The organism is Raoultella sp. T31, from assembly GCF_002806725.1.
Lineage (GTDB): Bacteria > Pseudomonadota > Gammaproteobacteria > Enterobacterales > Enterobacteriaceae > Klebsiella > Klebsiella electrica.
The window spans coordinates 81,699-92,877 of record NZ_PIBO01000016.1; the positions used below are offsets into that span (position 1 = coordinate 81,699).

The window sequence follows — 11,179 nt, forward strand, 5'->3', positions numbered from 1 at the left end:
CGGTAGAAATGATGAAGCCAGGCGATAAAGATAAGGCTGATGTAGGCGAAAATCGTGGCTTACGTGTCTCCTGTGGTGCAACCGGGGTTAAGTCATTTTTCTACCGTTACACAAGTCCTCTGACTGGCAAGCTTGCTCAGGTTAAAATTGGTAACTTCCCGCAGACTTCTCTCGCCGCTGCACGTCTTAAACTCCACGAATTAAAGCTCCTCCGACAGGAAGGTCGGTGCCCTGCGACTGAACTCAAAAAAGATAAGATCCAGCGTGCGATTGAGGCTGAACAAGCTAAAATCCCTGAATTGACCGTACAGGGATTAGTTGAACTGTATCTTACCGAACGTATTGAGGATCGTAAAACGAAGGACGGAAAGATCATACCCGGTGCCAGAAAACCGAAAGGGCAGGCCGAAGTCCGTCGTACTCTTTATGGTGATGCCGTCAAAAGCCTAGGAACCCGGAATGCTGCTGAGATTACGCGCCAGGATGTCATTAATTTAATCAATGGCATTGTAGCCCGAGGGGCAACCGTACAGGCTGGGAATGTACTGAGGGAACTTTCACTCGCTTATGAGTTTGCAATTGGCCTTGGGCGCTTTGATGACAGCTTTGCGAATCCGGCGCTGTTAGCAAAATCCAGCTTACGACAGACCAGAATCAAGCTCACAAACGGACGTGGAACACGAGTACTGAGCGAGGACGAGCTAGCAAAATTCCTTAAATGGCTTCCGGGTTCGGCTTACACGCCAACGATCAAAAACGTGTTACGTCTGACTCTCTGGACCGGGTGTCGTACCGGTGAAGTCTGCAATATGGCATGGAAGGATGTTGATCTTGAAAAAGGCACTATTCATCTGCGAGAAACCAAAACAGGGGTAGAGCGCTACGTACAGTTATCTGATCAGGCAATCGACTTTCTCAAAGTTCTACACCTTACCTCTGACAAATATCTGTTTCCTTCGCAAGCCACTAAGAAGCCAATTCAGCAGAAGTATCTAACTGAAAACTCATGGCGTTTACGTGAAAGCGGTCAAATGCTTGATATACCTCATTGGACGCCGCACGATCTGCGTCGTACAGTACGAACGGGGTTATCTCGTTTGCAGTGTCCAAATGAGGTAGCAGAGGCCGTATTGGGGCATACACGTGGCGGCGTTGAAGGTATTTATAATTTGTATAAGTATGATGCTGAGTGCCGGAAGTGGTTGCTGGTGTGGGCGGATTATTTGGATGGCCTGATAAAATAACAAATACAGATGTATTATTAATTTATGTTGCTGCAATAGAAGGGATTATTCATGCTTAGCAATTTTAATACCGAACAGCAAACTCTAATTGAGAAATTATCATTAGTTGATGAACTAGAAACTTGGGCAACTTATACCAGATATCTTGAAAAAGAAGTCAAGAAAAGCATCTATGAGTGTGCCAGACGTTTGTGGATAAAACGTAAAATACTTGATGGTAGTTTGCTTTTACATCCTAATGTTCGAATTGATTTAATTGAGCGGGAGTATAGGCCATTATCTATTCACAAGAAAATGATCTGGGCTAGTGTATTAGTCTCTTATAAGGGTGAGGATAGTAAGGAGTATTTTAAAAGAATAAAGGGGAAGATAATTAGAAAATATGGTCTCAAATGGTGGAGAGATGTTGATAGTAGAATAAAGCCAGCTTATGCAGCGCAGCAACGTATTTTAAAGCGTGTTGGTGCTCTTGGCCCGGGAGTAAAATACTTTGCCTCACAAAGTTCGTTTGTAGGCAGCATGTTAAATGATGAACGTGATGCAGCATTAAGAATGATTCCAGAGGATTAAGAGAAAACGCAATGAAGTTACCATTTATACGTTGAACCGTTATTTGAACTCTAACTTGTTGACTGTAATGTTTAATTAATTTATATTTTTATTTGTACTTCAATTTGAAGTTGGCTCGCATTCGTAATGCGAAGGTCGGAGGTTCGACTCCTCTTATCGGCACCATAAAAATCAAAGAGTTACATCACCATCTCTTATTGAAATCTTCTCATTTTTCCTCTCGCGTACTTACTGGCGTACTTGTTTAACACGCTATGGCTATCTGTGAGCGCGTTAGCCCATGATGTGTTGTCGCGACTATGAAGATGAAATGCGGTCAGTTAATGAACCGTGGATTATGCAGATTGGGGAAATACCGCTGTGTGGTGCCTGGGTTGTACGCGGCGGCTAATGGTGCGATTAACAAAACGCGTATTTTGCTGGCATAAACATTCAGGACTGCGCGAGTACCGGCCCTTTCCGGTAAGGCGCTGTTACCCTTAAAACCTTTATGCCCTTTCCCTTTGTGGTGCAGCCAGTTTATTCAGAAATGTGTCATGAGAATTTGCGCCAGATATATTATCGCTGTCTGATTTTGCGCCATTCATGAAAATCGTTATTCCTCTTTCCAGCGGTAGCCATAGACCTGTTTCACCCAGCGTCCGCGACCGTCGCCGTGGCCCAGATCCGTCGCGGTCAGTGCCAGGGATTCCTTTTCGCTGAATCCCTGCGCCAGATCATGGCGGATCACATCCTGTGCCCAGGCATAACGCAGGGAGTGCGGGGAAAATTCGCCCGTCAGCCCGATTTTAGTCGCCTGCTTGTGCCAGTGATCCATCGCCGTTTTGAGGTCAGGCTTGTCGATCAGTCTGCCATTATGCTGTTTTGCAACAGGTAATGCCTTTTCCAGCGCCTTTCTGACTGCGTCAGTGTCCAGAATCGTCGTATAGCGCGGACGCCCGCCTTTGGTGCCAAACACCACTTTCAGCCGGGTTTCCCCGCGCTCAATGGCTTTCAGCCATGTCTTTAGCGACTGCGAACTTTGCACCGCTTCCTGTGAACGCAGCCCCATCAGCCGCGCAATCTCCAGCGCTGTCGCCAGTCCCGCATCCTGTGCGCGGGCCTTCTCCATCACCTTTTCATAATGTTCCGGCGTGATGGCGCGGCGCGTGCCGTTGCGCGAAGCACCCGACAACCCCAGCGCCTTATTGGTCAGGCGCGGATGCTCCACCACCTGTCGGCGTCCCGCCTGTTTCAACACAGATCGCAATGCCGCCATTTCGTTTTGCAGCGTCCGTTGACCAATATCCTGCTCCAGTCGTTCCTCGATGTAGCATTCAATATGACGCACTTTGATCTGCTCCACTCGCTGGATCTGGATATTCAGCGCCCGCAGATGCTCATTTTGGCTGACAAACCGGCTCGTATTTCCTCGCGCTCAGACAGCGTCAGGTGAGCTACAGCTCGCTTGCGCTCATTGGGTTTTATACAATGTAAGTTACCTCTGATTGAAAATATACTCACTTAGCCCTGTCCATTTTTCACTGTCTTCTATCGTCATACAGCAGAATCGAAATGATCTGAGACATACATATGTGACAGAAGCGGCATTGGATTGTGATTTTTTACAAATAAATAAGCCATATTAAAAATATATCTGTGCACTTGCACAATGCGATTAACATAACAAATGGATTATATTTTTGTCATTGCATGGTGAATGATTCAAGGTGCTTATCCGATGAAAAAGAAAAAAGTAGTATTCCTGGATTACGGAACATTTCCTGGTGAAGTAAAATTAAAAAAAACTGGATATTCCCTATGACCTGGCTTGTTACATTAGAACAAATAAAGATGAAATTATTGACAGAATCAAGGATGCTGAAATCATAATTACGAATAAAGTCAAAATAACAAGTGATATCCTTGATGAAGCCAAAAAATTAGAATTCATCGCCGTTGCAGCTACTGGAACTGATGTCATCGATTTAGAAGCCTGTAAGATTAAAAAAATCCCCGTTTCAAACATTAAGAATTATGCAATTGATACTGTGCCAGAGCATACATTTGCATTAATGTTAACTTTAAGAAGAAGCATCGCTGCTTACCATCAGGCAGTTCAGAAAGGAAGATGGATCCAATCGGAGCAGTTTTGTTTTTTTGATTACCCAATCAAGAATCTTTCTGATGCAACATTAGGTATCATTGGTGACGGCGTTTTAGGTAAAAAAGTTGCCGAACTCGCTAAAGCATTCGGAATGAAAGTATTATTCTCTTCGTATAAAGGAGTCTCAAACATGGGACCTTTATACACAGACTTCGACCAAGTTATACAAGAAAGTGATATTATCACCATCCATTGCCCTCTTTTAAAATCAACCAAAGATATGATTTCAGAAAGAGAGTTTAAAATGATGAAAAAGGAAGCGCTTCTTATTAACACGGCTCGCGGCGGCATTGTTAATGAAACCGCACTCTATAATGCTCTAATGAATGGTAATATCGCCGGAGCTGCCTTTGATGTTGCTGTAAATGAACCACCAGGGAAAGATGAATTAATAATGAAATTAACTTCACTACCTAATTTCATTTTGACGCCACACATTTCGTGGGCAAGTGTTGAAGCTATTCAAACATTAGCAGATATGCTAATTGATAACATAAATTCATATCTTTCCGGATGTCCAAAAAATATCGTTAATCAATAAATCGTTGCAATTAAATATGGAGATATAAAATATGTTCTTGGGTAAAGAAATTCGTTTAAAACGCCTGTTAAATAAAAAATCTGGTCGCCTGCTTGCTATTACCATGGATCATCCTATTACTCGTGGTGTACTGCCGGGCATAGGACAAATTAACACCGTAATGGAGCAAGTTGTTGCCGGGCAACCAGACGCGATTACAATGCACAAAGGAATTATTGAAAAAGTATTCCCTCCATATGCTGCATCAGATATTTCAGTAATTATGAAGGCTACTAGTTATTCAATTCCTTACCATGAAGCTTATGATACTCCTGTGGCTGATGTAGAAGAAGCCATTCGTCTTGGTGCAGATGCAATCTCGGTAGGTTGTATCATGGGCGGTCCTGAACAAGCACAGCAATTAAGCTTCCTTGGGCAAATTACCAAAGCAGCAGGTTCAGCTGGCTTACCTGTCGTAGCGCATATTTACCCTAAAGGGCCAATGGTTGAAAATTCCTTTGATCCTAAAAATTTAGCGTATTGCGTCCGTGCTGGCGCAGAGCTTGGTGTGGATATTATTAAAACCCTTTGGTCAGGGTCGGCAGATACATTTAAAGAAGTCGTGGATTGCTGCCCTGCAATGGTAGCTCTGGCTGGTGGTGACATGGGCAAAGACTTAGTCAGTTTCCTGACTAATACTCGCCAGGCACTCGATATCGGAGTTGGTGGTGTTACTTACGGTCGATTTGTATGGCAACACGAGAACCCTACGGCTGTTATCAGAGCATTAGATGCAATGATTAACGATGATTGCAGTGTTGACGAAGCCATTGCTGTTTATAAACAAGCTGGCGGCAAATAACCATTTAGTATCATTACTGAGGATCTAATTATGAAAGCAGCAGTGCTATTTGAAGCTAATAAACTTGAAATTACCGATATTGATAAACCCGTTGCTGATGAAGGTGAGCTTGTTATTCGAGTCAAATCAGCGGCACTCTGTGGTACAGACAGCCGTATTGTGATGGGAAAAAAAACTAAAGGTGTGCGCTTTCCTTCGGTAATTGGTCATGAGTTCGCTGGTGAAGTGGTCGATGTCGGCAAAGGCGTTACTCAGTTTAAAGTTTCGGATCGCATTGCTGTTGATCCTGTTGTTCCATGCCGTTCATGCGTTTATTGTCGCAGTGGCAAAGAAAACGTTTGTAAAAACCGGCAGGCGATTGGTTATGAGTTTAATGGTGCCTTTGCAGAATACTTAAAAGTACCTGCGATTGCACTCGAAGCAGGCAATGTTTTTAAAATTCCTGATTCAGTGTCGTTTGATGCTGCTGCACTTGCGGAACCTCTTGCTTGTTGTATTAATGGACAAAAAAATGTCGGAATCGAACTTGGTGATACTGTCGTCGTTATTGGTGCCGGTCCCATTGGTTTGATGCACATTATTCTGGCGAAATTGTCAGGTGCCTCCAATGTGATTGTCAGCGAACTCAGTGAAAAGAGACGGGAAGCGGCACTTGCGATTGGGGCAGACCATGCCATCGATTCCAGTAAACAAAACCTCAAAGATTTTGTTATGTCAGAAACAGACGGTGTAGGTGCAGATGTCGTTATCATGGCAATTGGAATCCCTTCTCTTGTTAACTCCGCATTCGAGTTATTACGAAAAGGAGGGCGCGCCAATCTGTTTGCTGGTTTCTCGAAAGATGATATGTCCAGTATTGATGTAAATCTCATTCACTATAATGAACTTATCATTACCGGAGCGAGTGCACTAAGTCGAGAAGGTTACCGTACTGCCCTTTCGCTTATCTCTTCAGGGCAGGTTGATGTTGAGAAACTAATAACACACAGGCTTAGTCTGGATGAGATAAATGATGCTTTCAATTACGCTCAAAATGGCGATGCGGTAAAGGTTATTATCAATAACAAATAACTGCTTCGGATGGAGGCATTGATGATGGATAAAGCCTATTTAGGTATTGATGCAGGTAGTAGCAGTGTAAAAGTATGCGCTTTTAACTTTCACGGAGAGCTGCTCGCGAAAGCATCAAGAGAAACCAAAATAATATCTAAATCCTCAGTTCATCATGAATTGGATCTTGATGAATACTGGGAGCATGTAGTTGATGCTATCAAAGATGTAACAGCAAAAGTCGATAACATCGTTTCAATTGGTCTGTCAGTAGCGTGTCCAACATTGGTTTTGCTTGATGCTGATAAGAAACCTGTTTGCAATGCGATTACATATCTTGATGGTCGCTCCGAAGGCTTTATCCATCAAACTTTAGGTGCGGAGAAAGAATTTGTTAGTTCTTTAACACACAACAGCCCTAGCCCCTCCGCATGTTGGGTTGGAACTCTCGGATGGTTACAGCAGCAGCAGCCTGAGTTAATGAAAAGAGTGTATAAAGTCACACTCTTTAATGGTTACCTGGCATTGCGTCTTGGTGCGAACAAAATTGGCATCGATCCGACTCAGGCATCCTATTCTGGTGCAGTTGCTTTGGCTTCATCACCAAAATGGTCAAAAGAATTATTAAAGTTTTGGAAATTTGATTACAATATTTTACCGCCTATTTATCAGTGTATCTCTGTGGTGGGGAAAATAAATTATGTAATAAGTGAAATTACGGGATTGAAAGAAGGAACGCCCATTGTACTTGGTTCTGCTGATACTGCCGCATCAGCGTTTGCAGTAGGACTTATTGATGGCGGTACTGCATTTGAATCTACCGGAACCTCTGGAGTTATTACTTTTTGCCTTGAAAACCCGATTTTCGATTGCAGATTTATGAACCGATATCATGTGGTACCTAACCAGTGGCTGGCTCATGGTGCTATGTCAACCGCAGGTGGAACATTTGGGTGGTTAAGTGAGTCAGTGTGGCCAGAGATTAATAATCTTAATGAGCTGGAAAAGTTTGCAGAAAAATCGGTTCCTGGGGCTAATGGATTAATTTATCTACCCTATCTTGCTGGAGAAAGAAGTCCAATTTGGGATGCAAAAGCCTCTGGCGCTTGGTTGGGAATGAGATTGTCTCATAATCGTAATGATTTAATCAGAGCCGCAATGGAAGGCACCGCGTATGGTATGAAGCAAATACTTAAAATCGCATATGAAAGATGGGGGTTTAAACTTGATGAGCTATTAAGTGTTGGGGGAGGGTCGCGAAACTTGTTATGGACTCAGATTAAGGCAGATATCCTTGACGTAGAATATAACGTCGCAAAAACGAGCGATGCAGCTGCATTTGGTGCTGCAATGATAGGTGCCACAGGGTCTGGTTTCTTCTGTGGTATAAATGACCCGGACTTACCTATCTTAAGAACCGAAGATTTAAGTTTTAAACCAAGTCAGGATAAAAAAACAAAAGCACTTTATGATCAAAACTATCATATATATGAGAGTTTATATCCCGTTCTGAAAAATACGATGCACTCCTTATTCGGTAGAAAATAGAATATATGAGAACCAACACTTGGTAGCCATTTATTTTATATGGCTACCTTAAGTGAAAGTGACGTTAATAAAAAGGAACACCATAAAGCAATATTATCTTTTACCCTACAAAAGAGAATACACCATGAAAGCTATGGAATTAAATTTGGCAAAGCCAAAAACCAATTATAGATGGGTTGTATTGGCATTGATTTTTGCTGTATATGCTGTTAATTATGCAGATCGTTCAAACATAGGTGCAGTTCTTCCATTTATAACAGAGGAGTTTCACCTTAGTAACTTCGAAGCGGGTCAAATAGCAAGTATGTTCTTCCTTGGATATGCTCTTTGCCAAATTCCAGCTGGCTTTTTAATGGCAAAAAGAGGTGTGCGAGGCATCGTAACGCTATCAATCCTTGGTTTTTCAGCATTCACATGGTTGATTGGTACCGCGTCGTCTGCATTTGCTATTAAATGGATGAGACTAGGACTTGGTATTACAGAAGGCCCTACTCCAGTAGGTTTAACATCGATAATTAACAACTGGTTCCCACCAAAAGAAAAAGCAACTGCGACAGGCATTTATATTGCATCAACAATGTTTTCCCCTATCCTTGTACCGCCACTTGTTGTTTGGATTTCTTTAACTTATGGATGGCGTTGGGTATTTTTTAGCTTTGCGATTCCGGGTCTTTTCTTGGCACTGATATGGTATCTGTTTGTTAAATCCAGACCAGAAGATAGCCGTTATGTATCACAAAGTGAACTTGAATACATTCGTTCAACTGAGGGCAGCAACAATACTGAAGAAAAAACCGGCAATATAATTATCGATAGCAAATTCAATAAATTAGATAAGTTCATTAAAGTTAAAGATTTGAAACCTATCGATACCGCATCAAAGATCTTTGTATCAAAAAACATCATAGGCAATGCAGTTGCATACTTTATGATGGTTAGTATCCTATATGGAATATTGACATGGATTCCATCATATTTAGTGAATGAGAAAGGTTTCTCTTTCGTAAAAATGGGATTTGTTGCCGCGATGCCATTCGTTGGCGGATTTATTGGATCAATCTTCGGTGGTTGGATATCAGATAATATTTTTGGGAGACGTCGCAAACCAACAATGTTATTTACTGCCGTAGCGACCATTGTTATGATGATTATCATGATTAATGTACCTCAGAACACTGTACTGGTTGGTACTGCATTGTTCTTCGTAGGTTTTCTTCTTAACATTGGTTGGCCTGCTTTCACTGCATATCCAATGGGGGTAGTCGACAGAAAGAATTATCCAATTGCTATTTCTGTGGTAAACAGCGGGGGGAATTTGGGTGGTTTTGTTTCACCAATGGCAGCTGGATTCTTGCTGGATCAGACCGGGCACTTTACCTCTGTATTTACCTACTTTGGGGTGTGCGCAGTAATTGGTCTGATTATGATTTTGATAATTGACGAACCAAAATAATAGTCTATAAATAGCTGATGGGTTCTCGGCGTATTTAATTTTATTTTAAGGATTTCTATGAAAATTGTCATCGCTCCAGATTCTTTCAAAGAGAGCTTATCAGCTTTAAATGTAGCAAATGCTATAGAAAAAGGCTTCAAAGAAATATTTCCTGAAGCTGAGTGTATTAAATGCCCAATGGCTGATGGAGGAGAAGGAAGCCTCATCACAATGGTAGAAGCTAGCGGTGGAAGTATTATTTCAACTGAGGTAACAAACCCTAATGGGGAAAGAATACAGTCATACTTTGGCTTATCACTCGATAAGAAAACTGCCTTCATAGAGATGGCTACTGCAAGTGGATTAGAATTAATATCACAAGAAAAAAGAAATCCACTTTATGCGACTTCTTTTGGCACTGGTGAACTTATAAGGAAAGCATTAGATTATGGTGCCACGCACTTTATTATTGGCATAGGAGGTAGTGCAACAAACGATGGTGGTGCAGGCATGTTGCAAGCACTTGGTGTAGATCTACTTGATATCGATGGAAAATCAATTCCACGTGGAGGTTGTGGTCTGGCATCTTTAAAATATATAGATATTTCTCATTTTGACCCTCGGATAAGTAAATGTTCTTTTCAAATAGCATGTGATGTAACAAATCCCTTACTCGGTAGAAATGGGGCGTCTTATATATTTGGTCCACAAAAAGGCGCTACTTCTGAAATGGTAATAAAACTTGATAAAAATTTGCAGAATTTTTCAAAAGTTATCTATGAAAAGTTCAATGTCGACGTGAGTGGTGTTGCTGGGGGGGGAGCTGCAGGTGGTTTAGGCGCTGCCTTTTTAGCTTTTTTTAATGCCGAATTAAAGCCTGGATTTAGCTTGATTTCAGAAAGTTTAAATATCGAGAGCAAGATAAAGGATGCGCATCTTGTTATTACGGGAGAAGGTCGGATCGATAGTCAGACTGTAAATGGTAAAGTACCGACTGGTGTTGCTAGGATAGCAAAAAAATATGACGTACCTGTAATTGCAATCTCAGGTGTTTATGGCGAAGGGTTCGAAATGGTTTATTCCTGCGGGATTGATGCTGTCTTTAGCATCCTAAATAAAGTTGAACCTCTTGATGTTATTTTAAAAAATGCCGAAAAAAACATTTACAACAACTCCAGAAACTTAGCCGCATTAATGAAGGTTTCTTTCAGCCTCAAGGGTAATTTAAATATTTAAAAGAACGGACATTAATTATACCACAGGTAGGGTTTTCCGCAACCAACACAATCGCATTAATGTTGGTTTTCAAAATCCTACCTCATAAAAAATGATAAAAGTGCATGTGATTAACTTGTATTATACTTTTTCTGAAGTCAATGTAAAAAAGCAAAGCAACCTACTTATATTATCCTTATATCAATGGATTGTTTTTTTAAGAGAAACCAATCCATTGATAGTTTTCATTAATTCCTGGGGATATTACATGTCAATCATTGATAATCAATCAGCTGAACAGACTGAGGCTTTATCATTATCCAAAAATGAGTACACAGCAAGTATAATATCGCTTAATGATTTAGTTAACCGGGTAAAAATAGCTCAAGCCGAATTTGCTAAATTCCCTCAAGAGAAGGTAGACAAAATTTTCCGCGCCGCCGCTCTGGCTGCTGCTGGTGCTCGCATACCGCTCGCAAAAATGGCCGTTGCCGAGTCCGGTATGGGTATTGTAAGCACACCCGTTTTAGTTCCACACACTTTTTGAGATTTCCGGTGTTTCAGCCATCAGCCGGTACTCTTCCGGCGTCAG

General features: G+C 41.7%; 8 protein-coding genes and 3 pseudogenes. 9 read left to right on the top strand and 2 right to left on the bottom strand.

The features are described 5' to 3' along the window. The first annotated feature begins 8 nt into the window (after positions 1-8). Positions 9-1,244 (top strand): tyrosine-type recombinase/integrase, encoded by a 1,236-nt coding sequence (locus CWM52_RS13320; RefSeq protein ID WP_100684547.1) that lies wholly within the window; start codon positions 9-11, stop codon positions 1,242-1,244. Positions 1,245-1,295: 51 nt separating this feature from the next. Further along, the gene (locus CWM52_RS13325; protein ID WP_100684548.1) at positions 1,296-1,814 is read left to right on the top strand and encodes a hypothetical protein; all 519 of its coding nucleotides are present in this window, start codon (positions 1,296-1,298) and stop codon (positions 1,812-1,814) included. A gap of 595 nt (positions 1,815-2,409) precedes the next feature. On the opposite strand, the pseudogene CWM52_RS13330 reads toward CWM52_RS13325, so the two are convergent. Continuing rightward, a pseudogene (locus tag CWM52_RS13330) lies at positions 2,410-3,198 on the bottom strand (integrase domain-containing protein); the annotation flags it as partial. Then, positions 3,189-3,284 (bottom strand): annotated as a pseudogene (locus CWM52_RS27145) (hypothetical protein); the annotation flags it as partial. The pseudogenes CWM52_RS27145 and CWM52_RS13330, both read right to left, overlap by 10 nt. A 401-nt stretch (positions 3,285-3,685) precedes the next feature. On the opposite strand from CWM52_RS27145, the gene CWM52_RS13340 reads away from it, so the two are divergent. The 7 genes and pseudogenes from CWM52_RS13340 to CWM52_RS26495 all read left to right on the top strand — a co-directional run. Beyond that, on the top strand, positions 3,686-4,501 hold the full coding sequence (locus CWM52_RS13340) for a D-2-hydroxyacid dehydrogenase (protein WP_255410874.1): 816 nt from the start codon (positions 3,686-3,688) through the stop codon (positions 4,499-4,501). Between the two features lie 31 nt (positions 4,502-4,532). Beyond that, positions 4,533-5,342 (top strand): class I fructose-bisphosphate aldolase, encoded by an 810-nt coding sequence (locus CWM52_RS13345; RefSeq protein WP_100684550.1) that lies wholly within the window; start codon positions 4,533-4,535, stop codon positions 5,340-5,342. A gap of 30 nt (positions 5,343-5,372) precedes the next feature. Then, positions 5,373-6,413, top strand: a complete 1,041-nt coding sequence (locus CWM52_RS13350) for a zinc-dependent dehydrogenase (RefSeq protein ID WP_100684551.1) — start codon at positions 5,373-5,375, stop codon at positions 6,411-6,413. 21 nt (positions 6,414-6,434) lie between these two features. After that, a complete protein-coding gene (locus tag CWM52_RS13355) occupies positions 6,435-7,940 on the top strand; it encodes a xylulokinase (protein WP_227521296.1) in 1,506 nt (501 codons plus the stop codon). A 124-nt stretch (positions 7,941-8,064) separates the two neighbouring features. Further along, on the top strand, positions 8,065-9,393 hold the full coding sequence (locus CWM52_RS13360) for an MFS transporter (protein ID WP_100684556.1): 1,329 nt from the start codon (positions 8,065-8,067) through the stop codon (positions 9,391-9,393). Between the two features lie 57 nt (positions 9,394-9,450). Then, a complete protein-coding gene (locus CWM52_RS13365; RefSeq protein ID WP_100684553.1) occupies positions 9,451-10,608 on the top strand; it encodes a glycerate kinase in 1,158 nt (385 codons plus the stop codon). Positions 10,609-10,930: 322 nt separating this feature from the next. Continuing rightward, positions 10,931-11,125: pseudogene (locus tag CWM52_RS26495) on the top strand (aldehyde dehydrogenase); the annotation flags it as partial. Positions 11,126-11,179 lie beyond the last annotated feature (54 nt).

Bases quoted from the DNA above. Each gene is read 5' to 3' on its own strand.
- CWM52_RS13320 (WP_100684547.1), top strand. From the start codon at position 9: ATGATGAAGCCAGGCGATAAAGATAAGGCTGATGTAGGCGAAAATCGT.
- CWM52_RS13325 (WP_100684548.1), top strand. From the start codon at position 1,296: ATGCTTAGCAATTTTAATACCGAACAGCAAACTCTAATTGAGAAATTA.
- CWM52_RS13345 (WP_100684550.1), top strand. From the start codon at position 4,533: ATGTTCTTGGGTAAAGAAATTCGTTTAAAACGCCTGTTAAATAAAAAA.
- CWM52_RS13350 (WP_100684551.1), top strand. From the start codon at position 5,373: ATGAAAGCAGCAGTGCTATTTGAAGCTAATAAACTTGAAATTACCGAT.
- CWM52_RS13355 (WP_227521296.1), top strand. From the start codon at position 6,435: ATGATGGATAAAGCCTATTTAGGTATTGATGCAGGTAGTAGCAGTGTA.
- CWM52_RS13360 (WP_100684556.1), top strand. From the start codon at position 8,065: ATGAAAGCTATGGAATTAAATTTGGCAAAGCCAAAAACCAATTATAGA.
- CWM52_RS13365 (WP_100684553.1), top strand. From the start codon at position 9,451: ATGAAAATTGTCATCGCTCCAGATTCTTTCAAAGAGAGCTTATCAGCT.